The 22,001-nt window shown below is 64.7% G+C and carries 21 protein-coding genes; 11 read left to right on the forward strand and 10 right to left on the reverse strand.

Annotation, left to right across the window (positions count from 1 at the left end):
- Nucleotides 1–20: 20 nt before the first annotated feature.
- From QA635_RS15655 to QA635_RS15680, 6 genes are all read right to left on the reverse strand, one after another.
- Nucleotides 21–860: an ABC transporter ATP-binding protein gene (locus tag QA635_RS15655; RefSeq protein WP_038380790.1), complete on the reverse strand. Its 840-nt coding sequence runs from the start codon at nucleotides 858–860 to the stop codon at nucleotides 21–23.
- A gap of 167 nt (nucleotides 861–1,027) precedes the next feature.
- Nucleotides 1,028–2,311: an ABC transporter substrate-binding protein gene (locus QA635_RS15660; RefSeq protein WP_283070154.1), complete on the reverse strand. Its 1,284-nt coding sequence runs from the start codon at nucleotides 2,309–2,311 to the stop codon at nucleotides 1,028–1,030.
- Between the two features lie 60 nt (nucleotides 2,312–2,371).
- On the reverse strand, nucleotides 2,372–3,445 hold the full coding sequence (locus QA635_RS15665; RefSeq protein ID WP_038380775.1) for a branched-chain amino acid ABC transporter permease: 1,074 nt from the start codon (nucleotides 3,443–3,445) through the stop codon (nucleotides 2,372–2,374).
- A gap of 3 nt (nucleotides 3,446–3,448) precedes the next feature.
- Complete coding sequence (locus QA635_RS15670) at nucleotides 3,449–4,342, reverse strand: branched-chain amino acid ABC transporter permease (protein ID WP_028343071.1); 894 nt, start codon at nucleotides 4,340–4,342, stop codon at nucleotides 3,449–3,451.
- A gap of 136 nt (nucleotides 4,343–4,478) precedes the next feature.
- A complete protein-coding gene (locus tag QA635_RS15675; protein WP_283070160.1) occupies nucleotides 4,479–6,407 on the reverse strand; it encodes a long-chain fatty acid--CoA ligase in 1,929 nt (642 codons plus the stop codon).
- A complete protein-coding gene (locus QA635_RS15680; protein ID WP_028338338.1) occupies nucleotides 6,404–7,225 on the reverse strand; it encodes an ABC transporter ATP-binding protein in 822 nt (273 codons plus the stop codon). Before QA635_RS15680 ends, QA635_RS15675 begins: the two co-directional genes overlap by 4 nt.
- A 399-nt stretch (nucleotides 7,226–7,624) precedes the next feature.
- On the opposite strand from QA635_RS15680, the gene QA635_RS15685 reads away from it, so the two are divergent.
- The 4 genes from QA635_RS15685 (at nucleotide 7,625) to QA635_RS15700 (ending at nucleotide 11,560) form a co-directional block, all read left to right on the forward strand.
- A complete protein-coding gene (locus QA635_RS15685) occupies nucleotides 7,625–8,299 on the forward strand; it encodes a Crp/Fnr family transcriptional regulator (RefSeq protein ID WP_028343069.1) in 675 nt (224 codons plus the stop codon).
- Nucleotides 8,300–8,439: 140 nt separating this feature from the next.
- Complete coding sequence (gene gmd, locus QA635_RS15690) at nucleotides 8,440–9,540, forward strand: GDP-mannose 4,6-dehydratase (protein WP_038380771.1); 1,101 nt, start codon at nucleotides 8,440–8,442, stop codon at nucleotides 9,538–9,540.
- Nucleotides 9,521–10,465 (forward strand): GDP-L-fucose synthase, encoded by a 945-nt coding sequence (gene fcl / locus QA635_RS15695; RefSeq protein ID WP_283070169.1) that lies wholly within the window; start codon nucleotides 9,521–9,523, stop codon nucleotides 10,463–10,465. Before gmd ends, fcl begins: the two co-directional genes overlap by 20 nt.
- A 117-nt stretch (nucleotides 10,466–10,582) precedes the next feature.
- Nucleotides 10,583–11,560: a tripartite tricarboxylate transporter substrate binding protein gene (locus QA635_RS15700; protein WP_283070171.1), complete on the forward strand. Its 978-nt coding sequence runs from the start codon at nucleotides 10,583–10,585 to the stop codon at nucleotides 11,558–11,560.
- Here the strand turns inward: QA635_RS15700 and QA635_RS15705 are convergent.
- Nucleotides 11,557–12,402, reverse strand: coding sequence for a uroporphyrinogen-III synthase (locus tag QA635_RS15705; protein WP_283070172.1), 846 nt, complete (start codon nucleotides 12,400–12,402; stop codon nucleotides 11,557–11,559). The genes QA635_RS15700 and QA635_RS15705 overlap by 4 nt on opposite strands.
- A 134-nt stretch (nucleotides 12,403–12,536) precedes the next feature.
- Between QA635_RS15705 and purU the strand changes: the two genes are divergently transcribed.
- Nucleotides 12,537–13,400: a formyltetrahydrofolate deformylase gene (gene purU, locus QA635_RS15710; RefSeq protein ID WP_283070173.1), complete on the forward strand. Its 864-nt coding sequence runs from the start codon at nucleotides 12,537–12,539 to the stop codon at nucleotides 13,398–13,400.
- A gap of 60 nt (nucleotides 13,401–13,460) precedes the next feature.
- Here the strand turns inward: purU and QA635_RS15715 are convergent, their stop codons facing one another.
- Complete coding sequence (locus QA635_RS15715) at nucleotides 13,461–13,739, reverse strand: hypothetical protein (protein WP_283071656.1); 279 nt, start codon at nucleotides 13,737–13,739, stop codon at nucleotides 13,461–13,463.
- 379 nt (nucleotides 13,740–14,118) lie between these two features.
- Here QA635_RS15715 and QA635_RS15720 point away from each other — a divergent pair, with 379 nt between their 5' ends.
- On the forward strand, nucleotides 14,119–15,300 hold the full coding sequence (locus QA635_RS15720) for an ABC transporter substrate-binding protein (RefSeq protein ID WP_141343202.1): 1,182 nt from the start codon (nucleotides 14,119–14,121) through the stop codon (nucleotides 15,298–15,300).
- Here the strand turns inward: QA635_RS15720 and QA635_RS15725 are convergent.
- A complete protein-coding gene (locus QA635_RS15725) occupies nucleotides 15,272–15,481 on the reverse strand; it encodes a hypothetical protein (protein WP_283070174.1) in 210 nt (69 codons plus the stop codon). The two genes, QA635_RS15720 and QA635_RS15725, sit on opposite strands and share 29 nt — an antisense overlap.
- Before the next feature lie 28 nt (nucleotides 15,482–15,509).
- Between QA635_RS15725 and QA635_RS15730 the strand changes: the two genes are divergently transcribed.
- The 5 genes from QA635_RS15730 to QA635_RS15750 are packed head-to-tail and all read left to right on the forward strand — an operon-like array spanning nucleotide 15,510 to nucleotide 20,026.
- Nucleotides 15,510–16,379: a branched-chain amino acid ABC transporter permease gene (locus tag QA635_RS15730; protein ID WP_283070175.1), complete on the forward strand. Its 870-nt coding sequence runs from the start codon at nucleotides 15,510–15,512 to the stop codon at nucleotides 16,377–16,379.
- A gap of 7 nt (nucleotides 16,380–16,386) precedes the next feature.
- The gene (locus tag QA635_RS15735) at nucleotides 16,387–17,418 is read left to right on the forward strand and encodes a branched-chain amino acid ABC transporter permease (protein ID WP_283070177.1); all 1,032 of its coding nucleotides are present in this window, start codon (nucleotides 16,387–16,389) and stop codon (nucleotides 17,416–17,418) included.
- Nucleotides 17,415–18,167: an ABC transporter ATP-binding protein gene (locus tag QA635_RS15740; RefSeq protein ID WP_283070179.1), complete on the forward strand. Its 753-nt coding sequence runs from the start codon at nucleotides 17,415–17,417 to the stop codon at nucleotides 18,165–18,167. The genes QA635_RS15735 and QA635_RS15740 overlap by 4 nt, the downstream gene beginning before the upstream one ends.
- Nucleotides 18,160–18,876, forward strand: a complete 717-nt coding sequence (locus tag QA635_RS15745) for an ABC transporter ATP-binding protein (protein WP_283070181.1) — start codon at nucleotides 18,160–18,162, stop codon at nucleotides 18,874–18,876. The genes QA635_RS15740 and QA635_RS15745 overlap by 8 nt, the downstream gene beginning before the upstream one ends.
- Nucleotides 18,877–18,907: 31 nt before the next feature.
- Nucleotides 18,908–20,026, forward strand: coding sequence for a cobalamin-independent methionine synthase II family protein (locus QA635_RS15750; RefSeq protein WP_283070182.1), 1,119 nt, complete (start codon nucleotides 18,908–18,910; stop codon nucleotides 20,024–20,026).
- Between the two features lie 111 nt (nucleotides 20,027–20,137).
- On the opposite strand, the gene QA635_RS15755 is transcribed toward QA635_RS15750, so the two are convergent.
- Nucleotides 20,138–21,871, reverse strand: coding sequence for a caspase family protein (locus QA635_RS15755; RefSeq protein ID WP_283070183.1), 1,734 nt, complete (start codon nucleotides 21,869–21,871; stop codon nucleotides 20,138–20,140).
- Nucleotides 21,872–22,001: the final 130 nt, after the last annotated feature.

Raw genomic sequence — 22,001 nt, forward strand, 5'->3', positions numbered from 1 at the left:
CCCGAAAACCCTCGCTATCCTCACAGCCAGCGCTTGCGCCGCTTGAAGCTCTTCAGGTTCTTGAAGCTCTTGCGCTGGTCGCCGGCGCCGCCGAGGTAGAATTCCTTGACGTCCTCGTTGTCGCGCAGCTCGTCGGCGGAGCCGTCGAGCACGACCTTGCCCTGTTCCATGATGTAGCCGTGGCTCGCGACCGAGAGCGCGGCGCGCGCATTCTGCTCGACCAGGAGGATCGTGACGCCGAGATCGCGGTTGATCTCCTTGATGATCGCGAACACTTCCTTGACGAGCAGCGGCGACAGCCCCATCGACGGCTCGTCCATCAAGATCATCTTCGGGCGCGCCATCAGCGCGCGGCCGATCGCGAGCATCTGCTGCTCGCCGCCGGAGAGATAGCCGGCGAGGCCGGTGCGCTCCTTCAGGCGTGGGAAATACTTGAACACCATGTCGATGTCATCGGAGACCTCGCCGTCGCGCCGGGTGAAGGCGCCGAGCCGCAGGTTCTCCAGCGACGTCATGTCGGCGACGATGCGGCGGCCTTCCATGACCTGGAAGATGCCGCGGCGGACGATCTTGTCCGGATCGATGCCGTTGATGCGCTGGCCCTCGAACAGGATCTCGCCACGGGTGACCTCGCCGTCCTCGGTCTTGAGCAGGCCGGAAATCGCCTTCAGCGTGGTCGACTTGCCGGCGCCGTTGGCGCCGAGCAGCGCCACGATCGCGCCCTTCGGCACCTCGAGGCTGAGGCCGCGCAGCACCAGGATGACGTCGTCATAGACGACCTCGATGTTGTTGACGCTGAGCAGCGGCGGCGGCGGGACTGCCGTCGGCCCCGGGCGGGTGGCTTCGAGGGTTTCGTTCATGGCCTGTGTTACCCTTCGACGTCATTGCCGGGCATAGCCGTCCGAAGGACGGCGTCGCTTCCGCTCGCCTTTGATCCGGCATTCCATCGATCGGAATACGTCTTCGCTTGATGGATGCGCGGGCCTAGCCCGCGCATGACGATGTGTGGACGTGATCGGCTGCCGCCTCACCACCCAAACCATTCCGGCTTGCGCGGCAGGTCGACGGTCTTCACCTTCTCGAGCTTGATCGTGCCCTTGCCCATCAGGTCGTTGATGTCGCCGTCGGTCGCGCCCGAGATCTTTGAGCGATACAGGTCGACCTTCGTGGTCGGGCGGTGATCCTTCTCGGTCCAGGTCGACGGATTGCAGACGCCGTCCATGCCGGCCGGCACCCAATCCTTCTTCTGGTAGAAGCCCTTGGCGACGTTCTCGCCGGTGGCGCCGCCGTTCTTGGCGGCCCAGTCGAGCGCTTCCTTCAGATAGAGCGCGCTGCAGACCGCGGCGATGTAGTGCACGGGCCGATAGACCTTGCCGGACGGATCGGACATCTTGGAGATTTCCATCACCGTCTTCATGCCGGGCGCGTTGCCGCCCCAGCTCACCGCCGTGCGGAGCGGGAAGATGACGCCGTCGGCTGCGTCGCCGGCAGTCTTCGCCGCGTTCTCGTCCATGCCCCAGACATTGCCGAGGAACTGGACATCGACGCCGGCGGTCTTGCAGGCCTTCAGCACCGAGATGTTGGAGGCCGCCGTGTTGCCGAGATAGGCATAATTTGCGCCTGAGCTCTTCAGACTGAGACACTGCGCCGAGTAGTCACCGGGGGAGAGCGCGAACACCAGCGGCGGCAGGACCTCGAAGCCGAGCTCGGTCGCGAGCGCTTCACCGGCCGCCTTCGGTGCGTTCGGATACGGATGGTTGGCGCCCATGTGGACGAATTTCGGCTTGCCGGGCTTGCCCTTGGCCTTCCAGTCCTCGGCAGCCCAGGTCAGCATCGCGCGCATCGAGTCCGAATAGCTCGGGCCGTAGAAGAAATTGTACGGCGCGGGCTTGGCCTTGCCGCTGGTGCCTTCCGGATCGGTCAGCGCCGCGGCGTAGGAGCCGGAGATGTCCGGAATCTTGTCCTGCGCCAGGAAGCCGGTCAGGGCCTCGGTATCCGCAGTGCCCCAGCCCATGATCGCCGCGACCTTGCCGTCGGGCGCCGACCATTTCTTGTACAGCGCGATGGCGCGCGGCACCTGGTAGCCATAGTCGTTGCTGTCGACATTGAGCTGCTTGCCGCCGATGCCGCCGTTCTTGTTGACCCAGGCGAAGGTGTCCGCGACGCCCTGGCCATAGGGGGTACCGACGTCGGACGTGCCGCCCGAGAGGTCCTGCAGATGGCCGATGGCGATCTGCGCCTGCGCGGTGGCGGCCGCGCTGCTGATCAGCAGCGCAACGGAGACCGAGCTCAAAAGGGATCTAATCGTCATTTTTGCTTTCCTCCTGCTTATTCGTTGAACCGAATTTTGAGTTGCGTTCCGTGCCTTGCGTCAATGCGAGAACGGGTAGAGCTTCCAGTAAGCCTTGATCTGCCGCCAGCGATGCGCGAGGCCGTCCGGCTCGAACATCAAGAAGCCGATGATGATCAGGCCGATCGCGATCTCGCGCAGGAAGGTGATGTTGTTGTTGAGCTGCAGCGCCTTGTCGATGGCGCCGCCCTTCAGCCAGGCGCTCAGCCATTCCATCGATTCCGGCAGCAGCACCACGAAGGCCGTGCCCATCAGCGTGCCCATCACCGAGCCGGTGCCGCCGATGATGACCATGGCGAGGAACAGCACCGAGCGCTCGATGCCAAAGCCTTCCTGCGAGACCACGAGCTGATAGTGCGCGTAGAGCGCGCCGGCGATGCCGGCAAAGAAGGCGGCAAGCCCGAACGACAGCGTCCGGTACTTGGTGAGGTTGATGCCCATGATCTCGGCGGAGAGATAGTGATCGCGGATCGCGACCAGCGCGCGGCCGTCGCGGGTGCGCATCAGATTGGTGACCAGCAAATAGCTGATCACCATGTAGGCGAGCACGACGTAGAAATACTGCCGGTCGCCGCGCAGGGTGTAGCCGAAAATCGAGAACGGATTGGCGCTGGCCGGCACCGAGCCGCCCGAGAACCATTCGGCGCGCGAGAAGAAGTCGAGCAGGATGTACTGCGCGGCGAGCGTCGCGATCACGAGATAGAGCCCCTTCAGCCGCGCCGCCGGCACGCCGAAGATCAGGCCGACCAGCGCCGTGACGACGCCGGCGAGGGGGATGGCGAAGAACACCGGGATCGGCGCGTTGTTGGAGATGTAGGCCGAGGTGAACGCGCCGAACAGGAAGAACGCGGCGTGGCCGATCGAGATCTGGCCGGTGAAGCCGACCAGGACGTTGAGGCCGAGGGCCGCGATCGCGAAGATGCCGATCTGGATCGCGATCGAGAGCAGGTAGTTGGATAGCAGCATCGGCGCGAAGCAGGCGAGAGCGATGCCGAGGATCGCGAAATTGCGGCTGGTCGCGGTCGGGAAGATCGTGGTGTCGGCCGCATAGCTGGTGCGGAAATCGCCCGAGGGGATGAGTGTGCTTGTCGCCATTGATCAGACCCGCTCAATATCCTTGGTGCCGAACAGGCCGTACGGCTTGATCATCAGAATGATGATCAGGACGTAGAACGGCGCGATCTCGTAGAGATTGCCCCAGTGCAGGTACTGGCTGTCGACATACTGGGCGACGTTTTCCAACAGCCCGATGATGATGCCGCCGAGCACGGCGCCGCCGACCGAGTCGAGCCCGCCAAGGATCGCGGCCGGAAACACCTTGATGCCGTAGGCGGAGAGGCCGGACGACACGCCGTTGACCACCGCGACCACGACACCGGCGACCGCCGAGACCGTGGCCGAGATCGCCCACGCCATCGCGAACACGTTCTTGACGGAAATGCCGAGCGACTGCGCGACCTGCTGGTTGAAGGCGGTGGCGCGCATCGCAAGGCCATATTTGGAGGCGCGGAAGAACCAGGCCATGCCGACCATCATGGCGAGCGAGACCACGAGGCTCATGACATAGACGGTCTGGATCTGCAGCCCGAACAGGCTGACCGACTGGCTCTGGAACACGCGCGGGAACGGTTGCGGGTTGACGCCGAATATCCACTTCAGCGCGGCCTGGAACACCGTCGACAGGCCGATCGTCACCATGATCACGGAGATGATCGGCTCGCCGATCATCGGACGCAGGATCACGACCTGGATCGCGATGCCGAAGATGAACATGAAGACCAGCGTGATCGGCATGCCGACCCAGAACGGCACCTGATACTTCGTCAGCAGCGCCCAGCACACCCAGGCGCCGACCAGCAGCAATTCGCCCTGCGCGAAGTTCACGACCTGCGTCGCCTTGTAGATCAGCACGAACGACATCGCGACCACGCCGTACAGCGTGCCGACCACGAGGCCGTTGACGATCAGCTGGATCAGGAACTGGGTGTTCATGGGGTCTCGCCGAATTTGTGGGTCGTCATTGCCGGGCTCGACCCGGCGATCCATCGCGCAAGACCGTCCTCGCGAAGAGGATGGATGCGCGGGTCAAGCCCGCGCATGACGATCGGGCATGCTGTTGTCGACGATCTCATTCCGCGGCCTCCGCGAGCACGGCGCGGCCGAGGTCGACGACCTCGAGCGTGGTGCGGACGCGCTGGGTCGAGCCGTCCTGGAAGCGGATCACGGTGTCGACGGGGATGCTGGCCTTGCCGCGGTAGATCGCATCGATGATGTCGGCGTATTTCTCGTTGATGACGCCGCGGCGGACTTTTCGGGTACGGGTCAGCTCGCCGTCATCGGCATCGAGCTCCTTGTAGAGCAGCAGAAAGCGCGAGATGCGCTGCGCCGGCGGCAGGGTGGCATTGACCGTCTCGACCTCTTTCTTCAGCAGCGCATAGACTTCGGGCCGCGAGGACAGGTCGGTGTAGGTCGTGAACGAGATCCGGTTCTTCTCCGCCCATTTCGAGATGATCGAGTAGCGGATGCAGATCATCGCGGCGAGCGCGTCGCGGCCGGCGCCGAGCACGACTGCTTCGGCGACATAGGGCGAGAACTTCAGCTTGTTCTCGATGTATTGCGGCGAGAAGCGCTCGCCGCGCGAGGTCTCGGCGAGATCCTTGATGCGGTCGATCACCACGAGCTGCCCGTTGTCGTTGTAGTAGCCGGCATCGCCCGAATGCATCCAGCCGTCCTTGATGTCGGCGACCGAGGCTTCGGGGTTCTTGTAATAGCCGTGGAACATGTTGGGATGCCGCACCACGATCTCGCCGACGCCGTTGACGTCGGCATTGTCGATGCGGATCTCGATGTTGTTGGCCATCGGCACGCCGGTGGTGTCGGGATCGACCTTGCCTTCGGGATGCAGCGTGTAGGCGCCGAGCAGCTCGGTCTGGCCGTACAGCGTGCGCAGCGGCACGCCCATCGCCTGGAAAAACTTGAAGGTATCCGGCCCGAGCGCCGCGCCGCCGGTCGCCGCCGAGCGCAGCCGCGTGAAGCCGAGCCGGTCGCGCAGCGCGCGGAACAGGAGCTGGTCGGCGAACATCGAGCGCTTGCCCTCGGCGAGCGCCGCAAGGCCGGTCTTCATGCCGAGGTCATAGAGCCGCTGCTTGAACGGCGAGGCGTCCATCACCCCGGCGCGGACGTCGGCCGCGATCGATTCCCAGACCCGCGGCGCGAACAGCACGAAGGTCGGCGCGATCTCGCGGAAGTCGTGCATCATGGTGTCGGGCTCTTCGACGAAGTTGACCTTCATCCGGGAGAGCAGCCCTTTGCCCAGCGCGTAGATCTGTTCCATGATCCAGGGCAGCGGCAGCACCGAAACATATTCGTCGTCCGGCCCCTTCGGATCGAAGGCGAGATAGGTCGCGCAGTGCCGCAGCACGCGCCCGGCCGAGAGCATCGCAAGCTTCGGGTTGGCCGTCGTGCCCGACGTGGTGCAGAGGATCGCGACGTCCTCGCCATCAGTGGCGTCGACCAGCCTCTCGTAGAGCCCAGGCTCGCGCGCGGCGCGATCGCGGCCCAGCGCAACGAGCTTGCTCGCCTCCATCAATCGCGGATCGTCGTATTTGCGCATGCCGCGCGGGTCGGAATAGACGATGTGCTTGAGGTGGGGCACGCGATCGGCAAGGCCGAGCATCTTGTCGACCTGTTCCTCGTCCTCGGCGAAGACCAGCTTGGCCTCGCCATAGGTCAGGAGATAGGCGGCTTCCTCGTCCAGCACGTCGCGGTAAAGGCCGAGGCTCATCGCACCGATCGCGTGGGCCGCGATCTCGGCGGCGACCCAGTCCGGCCGGTTGTCGCCGATGATGCCGATCACGTCGCCGCGGCCAAGGCCGAGCTCGACCATGCCGAGCGCGAAATCATGGGTGCGGGTCTGGTAGTCGTTCCAGGTGAATTCGCGCCACAGCCCGAAATCCTTCTCGCGCAGCGCGATCTCTTGGCCGTGCTCCTTCGCGTTCAGGCGCAGCATCTTGGGAAAGGTGTCGGCCTGCGCGGCGCGACCGGCATAGTCCATCATGCGGCGCTCTCCCGCACCGCCGGCTTGTCGTCGGGATCGACCAGCGCCTCGTCCTCTTCGCCGAGATAGGCGCGCTTGACATGGGGATCGGCGAGCACGGTGGCCGGATCGCCCTCGGCGATCTTGCGGCCGAAGTCGAGCACCATGACGCGGTGGGAGATGTCCATCACGACGCCCATGTCGTGCTCGATCATCATCACCGTCATGCCGAACTCTTCGTTGAGATCGACGATGTAGCGCGCCATGTCTTCCTTCTCTTCGAAGTTCATGCCGGCCATCGGCTCGTCGAGCAGGATGAGTTGCGGCTCGAGCGCCATCGCGCGGGCGAGCTCGACGCGCTTGCGCAGGCCGTAGGGCAGGGTGCCGGCGGTCGCCTTGCGCACCGATTGCAGATCGAGGAAGTCGATGATCTCCTCGACCTTGCGGCGGTGCTCCAGCTCCTCGCGGCGCGCGCCGGTCAGCCAGTACAGCGATCCCGTGATGAAGTTGTTCTTCAGGAGGTGATGGCGGCCGACCATGATGTTGTCGAGCACGCTCATATGGTGGAACAGCGCGAGATTCTGGAAGGTCCGGCCGATGCCGAGCCGGGGCCGCGCGTTCGGGTTGAGGCCGGTAATGTCCTGGCCGCGATAGAACAGCTGGCCTTCGGTCGGCCGGTAGCGGCCGGAGATACAATTGACGATCGAGGTCTTGCCGGCGCCGTTCGGGCCGATGATGGAGAACAGCTCGCCCTCGTTGACGCCGAAGCTCACTTCGGTCAGCGCGCGGACGCCGCCAAAGCGCAGTGAGACTCCGCGCACCTCGAGACTATTAGCCACCCTGTTCCCTCCAGATACGGGCGCTTTGGCGCGCTCTTTATCTTCGCTTCGATCTTACTCTTCGATCTTACATGGGCCGCCGAAGGGAGACCATCCGACTAATGATGCCGGCGTTCGGGAGATCGCTCGCCCCGATCGCCTGCGTCATGCGCGGTAACGCCGCACCCGCCTGCAAGCCCGTCCCTCGCGTCGTCTGCCTTCAGCGATCCATCGAGGAGCTGCGCGACGTTACGCGAGGTGGCTCTGAATACGAGAAAGCGATAGGTTGAATTGTCATGTGCCCGACATTTGGTCAGGAATTTTCGCTGGCATTCCAGGCCTCGGGTCCCTGGCTTCGCGCACGGCGTTGCTGCGGTGCAATATCGTTGCAGTCTCTTGGGGTAGGACGCCGTCGCTAGAATGATTGCTGCTGATTACCTGAGGCGCATCGCGGCCTGGTCGCGCGAACTGAGCGAGCAAGAAATCGAAATCGCACGCGCCGGCATTTCCGAGAAATCCTATCGCGCCAACGAATTCATCTTCATGCGCGGCGACAACTTCCAGTACTGGACCGGCATCGTCACCGGGCTGGCGCGCATGGGCATCGTCTCGCGCGGCGGCAAGGCGGCGAGTTTCGCGGGCCTCACCGCAGGCGCCTGGTTCGGCGAGGGGACCGTGCTCAAGAATGAGCCCCGGCGCTACGATGTGGTCGCGCTGCGCGACACGCGACTGGCGATGATGGATCGCCGGACCTTCGTCTGGTTGTTCGAGAACAGCGTCGGCTTCAACCGATTCCTGGTCGGCTCGCTCAATGAGCGGCTCGGCCAGTTCATCGCGCTGCTCGAATATGGCCGCACGCTGGACGCCACGGCACGGCTGGCGCGCTCGATCGCCTCGCTGTTCAATCCGATTCTCTATCCCGACCTGACGCTGCACCTCGAGATCACCCAGGAGGAGATCGGGGCGCTGTCGGGAATCTCCCGGCAGAATGCCAACCAGTGCCTGAAGCGGCTCGAGCGGGAAGGACTGTTGCGGCTCGAATATGGCGGGGTGACCATCCTCAACCTCGACCGGCTGCGCCACTATGGCGAGTGACTGGTTCCGGGCGCATTGAGCCGTTTTCGCAGGCCTAAAGTCCTGATTTCAAACGATTAAGCCATTAGACTTGGGGCAGGCTGGATGCTACAGACCGGCCTCGTCGGGATCGCGCGGTTTTCGCGCTCTCTGGAGATGACATGGCGGTTAAGGATTCGGCGGCTCAGGACTCAAAGCGGCGCGTTGCGCTGATCACCGGCGTGACCGGGCAGGACGGCGCGTATCTCGCCGAATATCTGCTCGGTCTCGGCTACACCGTGCACGGGATCAAGCGCCGGTCGTCCTCGTTCAACACCGCGCGCGTCGACCATCTCTACCAGGATCCGCACGCCGGCAACGTGCCGTTCCTGATGCACTATGGCGACATGACGGATTCGACCAATCTGATCCGCCTGGTGCAGCAGATCCGGCCGACCGAGATCTATAACCTCGCCGCCCAGAGCCACGTCCAGGTCAGTTTCGAGAGCCCGGAATACACCGCCAACGCCGACGCGATCGGCGTGCTACGGCTCTTGGAGGCGATTCGCATCCTCGGCATGGAAAAGGAAACGCGGTTCTACCAGGCTTCGACCTCGGAGCTTTACGGGCTCGTGCAGGAGGTGCCGCAGAAGGAAACCACGCCGTTCTATCCGCGCTCGCCCTATGGCGTCGCCAAGCTCTACGGCTACTGGATCACGGTGAACTACCGTGAGGCCTATGGCATGTTCGCCAGCAACGGCATCCTGTTCAACCATGAGAGCCCGATCCGCGGCGAGACCTTCGTGACGCGCAAGATCACCCGCGCCGTCGCCCGCATCGAGGTCGGCCTCGAGAACAAGCTCTATCTCGGCAATCTCGACGCCAAGCGCGACTGGGGCCACGCCCGCGACTATGTCGAGGGCATGCACAGGATCCTGCAGGTGGACGAGCCCGGTGACTTCGTGCTCGCGACCGGCGAGACGCGGTCGGTCCGCGAGTTCGTCGAGCTCGCGTTTGCCGAGGTCGGCCGCAGCATCGAATGGCGCGGCAAGGGCGTCGAGGAGGTCGGTGTCGACAAGGCGTCCGGCAACACCCTGGTGCAGATCGATCCGACCTATTTCCGCCCGACCGAGGTCGATCTTCTGATCGGCGACGCCAGCAAGGCGCGCGCCAAGCTCGGCTGGACGCCGAAGACGCCGTTCGCGCAGCTGGTGAAGGAAATGGTCGCCAGCGATCTCGTCGAGGCCAGGCAGGACGCGGCCAATGGCAAGCACGGCGTTTGAGCTGAAGGGCAAGACGGTCTTCGTTGCCGGCCATCGCGGCATGGTCGGCTCGGCGCTGATGCGCAGGCTGGCGCGTGAGGAGGCCGATCTCCTGACGGTGTCGCGCAGCGAGGTCGATTTGCGCGACCAAACCGCGGTCAACGCGTGGTTTGCCGCGAAGCGGCCGCAGGCTGTATTCCTCGCTGCCGCCAAGGTCGGCGGCATCGTCGCCAACAACACGCTGCGGGCGGAATTCCTCTACGACAATCTGGCGATCTCGAGCAATGTGATCGAGGCGGCCCACGCCAATGGCTGCGAGAAGCTGATGTTCTTCGGCTCCTCCTGCATCTATCCGCGCCTGGCGCCGCAGCCGCTGCGCGAGGATTCGATGCTGACCGGCCCGCTGGAGCCGACCAACGAGCCCTATGCCATCGCCAAGATCGCCGGCATCAAGATGGCCGAGGCCTATCGCAGCCAGTACGGCGCCGATTTCATCAGCGTGATGCCGACCAATCTCTACGGCCCCGGCGACAATTATCACCCCGAATACAGCCACGTCGTCGCCGCGCTGATCCGCCGCTTCCACGAGGCCAAGGTTTCGGGCGCCGGCAACGTCGCGGTGTGGGGCACCGGCACGCCGCGCCGCGAATTCCTCTATGTCGACGATCTCGCCGACGCCTGCGTTCATCTGATGAAGACCTATTCCTCGCCCGAACTGGTCAATATCGGCACCGGCGAGGACATCACCATTGCCGAGTTCGCGCGCGTCGTCGCGGCCGCTGTCGGCTATCGCGGCGAGATCAGCTTCGACACATCGCGCCCGGACGGCACGCCGCGCAAGCTGCTCGACGTTGGTCGGCTGGCGAGGCTCGGGTGGCGCGCCACCACCTCGCTCGAGGATGGCATCGCCCTCGCGTACCAGGCCTATCTGCGCGAGACGAAGTGACGCGGTAAACCTCCCGCCCTCCGACTGAGAATATCTGTCGGCTTGGCGACGCCGCGCGGCTAGGATGCGCGTGCCCAAGCGTGCCGCAAGAGCCGCCAGTGCGTCGGAGGAGACATCATGAAGGTTCTACGCCGCGAGTTCCTGCAACTTGCAGCCGCTACGGCGGCGCTTCCGCTCACATTTGGAAAAGCGATTGCCGAGGCCTATCCGGCGCGGCCGGTTCGCCTCGTGATCGGCTATACCCCCGGCGGTTCGGCGGACCTGACGGCGCGCCTGATGGGGCAGTGGCTGTCGGAAAAGCTCGGGCAATCCTTCATTGTCGAGAACCGGCCGGGCGGCGGGACCAACATCGCCACCGAGCAGGCGCTGCGCGCGGCGCCCGACGGCTACACGCTGCTGCTGGTCGCGCCGGCCAATGCGATCAACGCGACGCTCTACCAGAAGCTGCCGTTCGATTTCATGCGCGAGATGGAGCCGATAGCGGGCATCATTCGCTTTCCCAACGTCGTGGTGGTGCACCCCTCGCTGCCGATCAAGTCGATTCCCGAATTGATCGCCTATGCAAAGGCCAATCCTGGCAAGCTCAACATGGCGTCCTCAGGCAACGGTTCGACGATCCACATGTCGGGCGAACTGTTCAAGATGCTGACCGGCATCAACATGCAGCACGTGCCCTATCGGGGCGGCGCGCCGGCGCTCACCGATATGCTGTCCGGCGTGATGCAGGTGATGTTCGATAATCTTCCGACCTGCGCCGAGCACGTCAAATCCGGCAAGCTGCGCGGACTTGCGGTCACCAGCACGACCCGTTCGGACGTGCTTCCGGACCTGCCGCCGGTCGCCGACTTCCTGCCGGGTTACGAGGCCAGCGCCTGGTACGGTCTCGCGGCGCCGAAGAACACGCCGCCTGAAATCGTCGACAGGCTCAACAGGGCCGTCAATGAAATCCTCGCCGATCCCAAAGCCAAGGCGCGCTTTACCGAGATCGGCGCGATCATGCTGCCGGGCTCGGCTGCTGACTTCGGCAGGCTGGTGGCTGACGAGACCGAGAAGTGGGGCAAGGTGGTCAAGTTCGCCGGCGCCAAGGTGGATTAGCTTCGCGCCGCCGCGCGCGGCGGCGCCTTCGACAGCGCCGTCGCCATGGCCGAGATCAGCGGCTTCATGAAGAACGCATCGTTCGCCGGGTAGATGTCGGTGGATAGGCCATAGGTTTTCAATTCGTCCGACACCACGGGCCCGACCGAGGCGATCGGCGTCTGTTGCAGGCCTTCGCGCAATTGCGCCTCGCATCGATGCGCCTGCGCCACCTCGAGCAGGCGGCGAACCTGTCCCGAACTCGTGAGCGCGATCGCGTCGATGCGGCCGCGCGCCATCTCCTCGATCGCGGTGACGATGTTGGCGTCGGCGGCCTGCGCATCATAGACATAGGGCAGCACCGCATCGACCTCGGCGCCCTGTGCCTTGATCGCGCCGATCAGGGTGGCGTGATCCTTGTCCGGATAGAGCTGCAGGCCGAGCCGATGGCCGGTCAGGTCGAGCTTCGACAGCATCTCGGCGACGCCTTCCGACGTCGGCTTCTCGGTCGTCATTTGCGGTTCCAGGCCGATCTCGCGCAGTGCCCGGCCGGGTTTGGGGCCACGGGCGAATTTGCGCGCCTTGGCGAGGCCATCGACGAACTCCTGCTCGACGCCGATCCGGTGCACGACCTTCATCAGCCGGCGCAGGCCTTCGCCAGTCATCAGCACGAGGTCGTCGAGCGGCCGTTCGATGGCGCGGCGAATCCAGCCCTCGATCGGCGCCGCATCAGGCGCATCGTGGATGGTGAACATCGGGCATTGCAGCACGTCGGCACCCTGCTCGGCGAGCAGGCGGGAAAACTGCGCCTCCTCGCGCGTCTCGAGGATCAGGATGCGGTAGCCGTTCAGCCGTTCAGCCATGATGGTCCCTAACAACATTGTCGTCATTTGTTCGATTTGACCCCCGCGCCGGGATTGGCGCAAGGCCGCCTGCGGTGTAGACGAGGGCCGAAAATGACCGTTCCACCAATCTGCTCAAGCTTTGGTCAATTGGCATGCCCGACCATCAATTCGTTTTGACCCTGTCCTGTCCGGACCGCCCGGGGATCGTCTCGGCGGTCTCGACGTTTCTTGCCCATAACGGCCAGAACATCCTGGACGCCCAGCAGTTCGATGACGTCGAAACCGGCAAGTTCTTCATGCGCGTGGTGTTCACCGCGGCCGACCTCGCGGTCGAGCTCGCGGCGCTGCAGACCGGCTTTGCGGCGATCGCCGAACGTTTCGGCATGGAATGGCAGATGCGCGATCGCGCCAGCCGCCGCCGGGTGATGCTATTGGTGTCGAAGTCCGATCACTGCCTGGTCGACATCCTTTACCGCTGGCGCACCGGCGAGCTCGAAATGATCCCGACCGCTGTTGTCTCCAACCATCCGCGCGAGACCTATGGCTCGCTCGATTTCGGCGATATCCCGTTCCATCATCTGCCGGTGACCAGGGAGACCAAGCGGCAGCAGGAAGACGCGGTGTGGAAGCTGGCCCAGGACACCAAGACCGATCTCGTGGTGCTGGCCCGCTACATGCAGATCCTGTCGGACGAGATGTCGGCGCGGCTGTCGGGCCGCTGCATCAACATCCATCATTCCTTCCTGCCGGGCTTCAAGGGCGCGAGGCCCTACCACCAGGCCCATGAGCGCGGCGTCAAGCTGATCGGCGCCACGGCGCATTACGTCACCAGCGATCTCGACGAGGGGCCGATCATCGACCAGGACGTCGAGCGTATCAGCCATCGCGACACGCCTGAGGATCTTGTGCGCAAGGGGCGCGACATCGAGCGCCGGGTGCTGGCGCGCGCGATCCGCTACCATCTCGCCGATCGCGTCATCCTCAACGGACGCAAGACCGTGGTGTTCGTGGACTGATCCGCGCTTCGCTCGGCCCGCACAAGGCGATGCGGGCTCTGCGGCCGGCCGACCATACGCTCAGTGGGGCGCGTCCTGCGGTGCCGTTGCCGGCTTCGCGTCGTCGCCGCGCTGGGCCGCGGGCATCAGCCGCTTGCGTTCCCGATCCTGCATGAACTTGTCGTATTCGGGGGTGCCCGGTCGCGGCGGCGCATCCGCCGGCAGGCCGCCGGCCCAGGATGGAATGGTATCGGCCATGCCGGCCGAGAGCTTCTGGTTCATGGAGCTGCATCCCCCGAGCGCGCCAGCCGCGAGCGCGAGGGCAGTCAGGACAGCGATGGGACGCGAGACGATTGGCATGGGAAGCAGGATACAGCCCCGGTCTTTATGGATGATGATCTCGGGCGCGACCGTTCGGCTGCAATTGTGCTTGTTTGTTGACATTGCCGCTGCGTTTGTACGATCGTACAAATGAATCGAGCCGGCGGCGGCCTTGAATGCGCGAGACCGCTTCTCGCGGAGGCATTGAGTCTTGTGGAGCGATATTGGTATCCTGATACTTGTCTCTGCAACCAGACCCGATCGCGTCGCGCGCGGCACGCGTCCATCGTCCGATTGACAGAGGGCACGGGGAGACGCCTTGTCGCGTTGCGGCTTGGCCGTGCATGCTTGAGTTAAAACAAGGCAAGAGCCGGGGACCAAGGCTCGATGCAGAACAGCGGAAGGGGGAGGGACGTCGATGTTCAATCGTCGCAAAATGTTGCTGTGGGGCGCCGCTTCGGCCGTGCTTCCCGGGTTGTGTGCCAGCGTGCCGGCGTGGGCGGACGACGCCGTCAAGATCGGGCTGATCCTGCCGATGACCGGCGGTCAGGCGTCGACCGGCAAGCAGATCGATAACGCCATCAAGCTCTACATGCAGCAGAAGGGCGACACCGTCGCCGGCAAGAAGATCGAGATCATCCTGAAGGACGACGCCGCGGTGCCGGACAACACCAAGCGGCTCGCGCAGGAACTGATCGTCAACGACAAGGTCAATTTCATCGCCGGCTTCGGCGTGACGCCCGCAGCGCTCGCCGCGGCGCCGCTGGCGACGCAGGCCAAGATCCCGGAAGTCGTGATGGCGGCCGGCACCTCGATCATCACCGAGCGTTCGCCCTATATCGTGCGTACCAGCTTCACGCTGGCGCAGTCCTCCACCATCATCGGCGACTGGGCCGTGAAGAACGGCATCAAGAAGGTCGCGACGCTGACCTCCGACTACGCGCCCGGCAACGATGCTCTGACCTTCTTCAAGCAGCACTTCACCGCCGGCGGCGGCGAGATCGTCGAGGAGGTCAAGGTCCCGCTCGCCAATCCGGACTTCGCGCCGTTCCTGCAGCGCATGAAGGATTCCAAGCCCGACGCGATGTTCGTATTCGTGCCGGCCGGGCAGGGCGGCAACTTCATGAAGCAATATGCCGAGCGCGGGCTCGACAAGAGCGGCATCAGGGTGATCGGACCGGGCGATGTCATGGACGACGATCTGCTCAACAACATGGGCGATGCCGCGCTCGGCGCGGTGACGGCGCATCTCTATTCGGCCGCGCATCCGTCCGCGATGAACAAGGAGTTCGTCGCCGCCTACAAGAAGGCGTTCGGCAACCGCCCGGGCTTCATGGCGGTCAGCGGCTATGACGGCATCCATCTGATCTACGAGGCGCTGAAGAAGACCAATGGTGCGACCGACGGCGACAAGCTGATCGAGGCGATGAAGGGCATGAAGTGGGAGAGCCCGCGCGGCCCGATCTCGATCGATCCGGAGACCCGCGACATCGTGCAGAACATCTATATCCGCAAGGTCGAGAAGGTCGACGGCGAGCTCTACAATGTCGAGTTCGCGACTTTCGAGGCCGTCAAGGATTCCGGCAAGACCAAGAAATAGCATCGTCATCGGCGGCGTGCGCCCCGGCCCTCACCACGTCATGCCCGGCCAAAAGCGCGAAGCGCGTCTTCGCGCAGGTGTGCCGGGCATCCATGTCTTTCTTCCCGGCGAGCAGAAAGACGTGGATGGCCGGGACAGGCCCGGCCATGACGATGACCTTGACGTTCGAGCTGTTGTTCATGTTGCGTCCTCACGGCTAAGCTGACTTCATGGCCTCTATCCTGACCAACCTGTTCGACGGCGTCGCCTACGGCATGCTGCTGTTCGTGCTTGCCTGCGGGCTTGCGGTGACGCTCGGGCTGATGAATTTCGTCAACCTCGCGCATGGCGCCTTCGCCATGGCCGGCGGCTATATCTGCGCCGTGCTGGTGAACAATTCCGGCTGGCCGTTCTTCGCAGGCCTGCCGCTCGCCTTTGTCGGCAGCGCGGTGATCGGCATCGCGCTGGAGCGCACGCTGTACCGCCATCTCTATAGCCGCAGCCATCTCGATCAGGTGCTATTCTCGATCGGCCTGGTGTTCATGTCGGTCGCGGCGGTCGACTACATCATGGGATCGTCGCGGGTCTTCATCAAACTGCCGGCGGCGCTGGAAGGCCAGATCGACCTGTTCGGCGTCGGCATCGGCCGTTACCGGCTGATGATCGTCGTGATCTGTGGCTTGCTCACGCTGGTGCTGCAGTTGATCCTCGCCAAGACCCGGTTCGGCAGCCGGCTGCGCGCCGCGGTCGACGATCCGCGCGCTGCGATCGGGCTCGGCATCAACGTGCCGCAGGTGTTCGCCTTCACCTTTGCCTTCGGCTGCGGCCTCGCAGGTCTCGGCGGTGCGCTGAGCGCGGAGATCCTCGGGCTCGATCCGTATTTCCCGCTGAAATTCATGATCTACTTCCTGATCGTCGTCACCGTCGGGGGCTCGTCCTCGATCACCGGACCGTTCCTGGCGTCGCTGCTACTCGGCATCGCCGATGTCGCCGGCAAGTATTACGTGCCGAAGCTCGGTCCCTTCGTGATCTACACTGTCATGATCGTGATCCTGCTCTGGCGTCCGAACGGCCTGTTCGGCCGTACCGCGGCGCGGTGAGGCTGATATGACCGCGCTGTCCGACGTCTCCACCCACGCGATGGCCAGCGCGCGCTGGCGGATCAGCGAGGTCGCGTTCTGGGCGCTGGCGCTCGCCTGCGCCTTCCTGTTCCCGTCGCGCTATTTGATCATGACCGACATCGTGCGGCTCGGCTTGTTCGCGCTGTCGCTCGACCTGATCCTCGGCTACGCCGGCATCGTCTCGCTCGGCCACGCTGCCTTTTTCGGCGTCGGCGCCTATTCGGCCGGCTTGCTGGCGCTGCACGGCATCATCAACGAGCCCGTGATCGCACTGGTCGCCGCCGGTCTGGTCGCGGCGGTGCTCGGCATCCTGACTAGCTTTCTCGTCATCCGCGGTGTCGATCTGACGCGGCTGATGGTGACGCTCGGCATCGCGCTGCTGCTGGAAGCGCTCGCCGAACGCTTCTCCAACATCACCGGCGGCACCGATGGGCTGCAGGGCATCGAGATGCAGCCGATCCTCGGTCTGTTCACGTTCGACATGTTCGGCAAGACCGGGTTCTTCTACTCGCTGATCGTGCTGTTCATCCTGTTCCTGCTCGCGCGACGCGTGGTGCATTCGCCGTTCGGCCTGTCGCTGCGCGCGATCCGGAACAATCCGCTGCGCGCGGCCGCCATCGGCGTGCCGGTCAACCGCCGCCTGATCGCGGTCTATACGCTGGCCGCCTTCTATGCCGGGATCACCGGCGCGCTGTTCACCCAGACCACGGCGCTCGCCTCGCTCGACGTGTTTTCCTTCGAGCGCTCCGCCGACCTGATGCTGGTGCTGGTGATCGGCGGCACCGGCTATCTCTATGGCGGCCTGATCGGCGCCGTCGTGTTCAAGATGCTGCAGGAGCTGTTTCAGAGCATCACCCCGCAATACTGGCTGTTCTGGATCGGCCTCGTGCTGGTCGTGATCGTGCTGGTCGGCCGTGCGCGCATCCATCGCTGGGTGCTGTTCGTGCCCAACCTGATCATCCGCCAGTTCGCCGGCCGCAAGGCCGCCGTTGCCGTACCGGAGAGCGACGCGTCATGACGATCGCGCTGGAAACACGTGGCCTCGAAAAATCCTTCGGCGCCCTTCGCGTCACCCGCGATCTCTCGCTCAAGGTGATGCAGGGGGCCCGCCACGCGCTGATCGGGCCGAACGGCGCGGGCAAGACCACTGTCATCAATCAGCTGACCGGCGTGCTGACGCCGAACAGCGGGCGCATCCTGCTCGAAGGCAGCGACATCACCGGCCTGTCCGTCCACAAGCGGGTGCTGCGCGGGCTGTCGCGCACGTTCCAGATCAACCAGCTCTATCCCGACCTGACCCCGCTCGAAACCATCGGGCTTGCGGTCTCCGAACGGATGGGGCGCGGCGGCGACTGGTGGCGACGGATGGGAACGCGGAGCGACGTCAATGCCGAGATCGCCGAGATACTGTCGCGCTTCCATCTGCTCGACGTGATGACGGAGCCCACCTCGACCTTACCCTATGGCAAGCAGCGCCTGCTCGAGATCGCGGTCGCGATCGCCGCCAAGCCGCGCGTGCTGCTGCTCGACGAGCCCGCGGCCGGCGTGCCCGAGAGCGAGCGTCACGACATCCTGGCGGCGGTGGCGGCACTGCCGCGCGACGTCACCGTGCTCCTGATCGAGCACGACATGGACCTCGTGTTTTCCTTCGCCGACCGCATCTCGGTGCTGGTCAATGGCGGCCTGCTCACCGAGGGCCCGCCCGATGAGGTCGCGCGCGATCCGCAGGTGAGGGCGGTCTATCTCGGCGAGGCCGCCGATGCCTGACCTTCTTTCTATCGAGGGCCTGCGTGCCGGATACGGCGAGGCGGTGGTGCTGCCCGATATGTCGCTGGCGCTTGCGGAGGGCCAGGTGCTCGCGCTGCTCGGCCGCAACGGCACCGGCAAGACCACGCTGATCAATTCGATCGTCGGCATCGTCAGGCGCCTCAGTGGCAGCGTCGCGCTCGCCGGCCGCGACATCACGGCGATGCGGCCCGACCAGCGCGCCCGCGCCGGGATCGGCTGGGTGCCGCAGGAGCGCAACATCTTCCGCTCGCTGACGGTGGAAGAGAACATGACCGCGGTGGCGCAGCCCGGGCCGTGGACGGTCGAGCGGGTTTACGAGATGTTTCCGCGGCTGCAGGAGCGGCGGCGCAATTTCGGCAACCAGCTGTCCGGTGGCGAGCAGCAGATGCTGGCGATCGGCCGCGCGCTGACCCTGAATCCGAAAGTGCTGCTGCTCGACGAGCCAACCGAAGGCCTCGCGCCGATCATCGTTGAGGAATTGTTAAAGGCGATCGGAACCATCACGCGCTCGGGTGGCATCTGCTCGATCATCGTCGAGCAGAACGCGCAAAAGATTCTGGGGCTGGCCGACCGCGTTGTGATATTGGAACGCGGCACGATCGTGCACGATGCTGCAAGCAGCGCGCTGAAAGCCGATCCCTCCGTCCTCGAGCGCCACCTCGGCGTCTCAGGGGCCAAGGCACATTAGAAGGCACATGAGAAACGTCCGGGAGTTGACCATGCAGCGAACCAAGCCTCCGTTCCGCGCCGACGAGGTCGGCAGCTTGTTGCGGCCGCCGAAGATCAAGGAGGCCCGCGCCAGATTGGAGAAGGGCGAGATCTCGGCCGACGAACTGCGCAAGGTCGAGGACATGGAGATCGAGAAGGTCGTGCACAAGCAGGCCTCGGTCGGCCTGAAGCTTGCGACCGACGGCGAGTTCCGTCGCTCCTGGTGGCACTTCGATTTCCTCAGCCATCTGACCGGCTGCGAGCTGTTCCATCCCGACATGGGCATCCAGTTCGCCGGCGTGCAGACCCGGCACGACGCCATCAGGGTGATCGGTAAGCTGGATTTCTCCGATCATCACCCGATGCTCGATCACTTCCGCTTCCTGAAGAAGTACGCCGACCAGGCGCATGTCACGCCGAAGATGACGATCCCCTCGCCGGCGGTGCTGCATTTCCGCGGCGGCCGCAAGCTGATCTCGAAGGAGGTCTATCCGGACCTCGAGGAATTCTATCAGGACCTCGGCAAGACTTATCGCAAGGCGGTCAAGGCGTTCTACGATGCCGGTTGCCGCTATTTGCAATTTGACGACACGGTGTGGGCCTATCTGTGCTCGCAGGAGGAATTGCAGAAGTCGCGCGACCGCGGCGACAATCCGGACGGCCTGCAGGACATCTACGCCCGGGTCATCAACTACGCGATCGCCGACCGTCCGTCCGACATGGTGATCACGACCCATGTCTGCCGCGGCAATTTCCGCTCGACCTGGATATCCTCCGGCGGCTACGAGCCGGTCGCCGAGACCCTGCTCGCCGGCACCAATTACGACGGCTATTTCCTCGAATATGATTCCGACCGTGCCGGCGGCTTCGAGCCGCTGCGCTTCCTGCCCAAGGGCAACAAGGTCGTCGTGGTCGGCGTGATCACCTCGAAGTTCGGCGAGCTCGAGAAGAAGGACGACATCAAGCGGCGGCTGGAGGAGGCATCCAAGTTTGCCCCGATCGAGCAGCTCGCGGTGTCGCCGCAATGCGGCTTCGCCTCGACTGAGGAAGGCAACATTCTCTCCGAGGAAGAGCAGTGGGCCAAGCTGCGGCTCGCGGTCGAGGTCGCGAACGAGGTGTGGGGGAAGTAAGGCCGCATTCTCCGTCATTGCGAGGAGCGAAGCGACGAAGCAATCCATCTTTCCCCTGCATGGAGGTATGGATTGCTTCGCTGCGCTCGCAATGACGTGGAGAGCGCCGTGTCACTGCTCCGCCAGATAGACCTCACCGAGCAGCGAGGAGTTCGACCACGGCACCTGCTTGCCCTTGGTCGCGGCGACGACCTCGGCGCGGACCCGGGTCAGCATCTGCTGCACCTCGAGGCCGGGCGTGCCGACATGGCGCGACAGCGCCGCCGAGAACGGGCTGTTGGCGCCTTCGCCGTCGAGCGCGACCTGGCCCGGCGCGGTCGCAAACGCGATCAGCGTGCCGGCGCCGAGCGTCGAGCCCGATCCGAGCGAGGCGGGCGCGGCAAGGCCGGAGCCCGCTTCGATGCCGCGGCTTGGACCTGCGGAGGCCAGCTGCGGTGCCATCGGATTGTTGCGGCAGGCATCGAGGATCAGGATGTTGGTGCGGATCTGGTCGTCGAGCCCGGCCATGATCGTGTCCATGTCGACCATCGCGTCGGTCATGCGCGCGCCCGCCCTGAACTCGATGTCGACCGGCACGAGATAGTTGCGGCCGTCGACCTGCACGCCGTGACCGGCATAGTAGACCACGGCGATCTGCGACCGCGCCGCCTCGCGCAGGAAATCGTTGATCGTCTTCCGCATCGTGTCGCGATCGAGATCGAGCCCCTCCGAGACGGTGAAGCCGATGTCGCGCAGGCTCCTGGCGATGGCGCGCGCATCGTTGGCCGGATTGGGCAGCGCCTTGACATGCGCATAGGCGCCGTTGCCGATCACCAGCGCGAGGCGTCGGCCGGTTGCTGCCGCCGGGGCCGCCGCGGCGGGCGGCGCCGGTGCCGGTGTCTTGACGGAAGCGGCCGGTGGCGCGGCCGGGCTGCTCTCAGCGGCCGGCGCTGCCGCGGTCTTGCGCGGTGCCGCGTCGGCCTCCTTGAGCAGCGCGAGCCGTACCTTCGCGGTGGCCTGGTTGGCCTTGCTGCCGGCATCGGATGCCACGCCTTCGAGCACCGAGGCGTAATCTTCCTTGGCATGCGCAGCATCACCCTTCGCTTCATAGCTGAGGCCGCGCTGGGTATAGGCCGAGATCAGCACGCTGCCGGGCGGCGTCATGATGTTGACGGGCGCTTTGGCTTTGGCGAGCCGGATCGCTTCCGTCGTGTCCGCAATCGCGCGCTCGATCTCGCCCTTGGCGCGCCAGATCACGGCGCGGCTGATCAGCGGCTGCGGCAGCGACGGGTCGATCCTGACCGCCTCGTTGATGTCGGCGAGCGCGCCGTCGAGATCGCCGAGCGCCCGCTTCGAGGCGCCGCGGTTCTGATAGGAGAAGGCCGACTTCGGACCGGCCTTGATCGCGGCGTCATAGTCGGCGATCGCTTTGGCATAGTCGCCCTTGCTGCGATAGGCGTTGCCGCGGTTGTGAAAGATGATGCCGCTCGGCGGCCCCAGGCGCAGCGCATCGTTGAAGTCGGCGATCGCGATGTCGTACTCGCCTTTGTCGAAATAGGCTGAGCCGCGCAAATTGTAGACGGCGGTGCTGGGCTTGAGGCGCAGCGCATCGGTGGCGTCGGATATCACCTGGGCGTAGTTGCCCTTCTTGTTCCAGCCGACCGCGCGCCAGAAATAGATGGTCGCGAGCTTTTCGCCGGAAAACACCTTCAGCGCGATGATCTTGGTGCAGGCGTCGATCATCTGGTCGGCCGGCGTGGTCTCGGTCGTGCAGAGCGGACCGAGCTGGGAGCGCGCCTGGGCGAAACAGGGCGCCGACCAGAGCAAGGCGGCAAGGAGGGTGGGGATCAGGAGCAGGCGGCGCATCGGTCATCCGGGTGGTAAAGCCGTCATGGCGATCGATGACGGTAGGGCGATCCAAGAGACGGTCCAGGGGGCGGTCCTGACTGTTTGGTGATCGGGCAGCAGAGGGGGGTTCAACTGGTGGGAAAATGGT

This window comes from Bradyrhizobium brasilense (assembly GCF_029714345.1).
Taxonomy (GTDB): domain Bacteria; phylum Pseudomonadota; class Alphaproteobacteria; order Rhizobiales; family Xanthobacteraceae; genus Bradyrhizobium; species Bradyrhizobium australafricanum.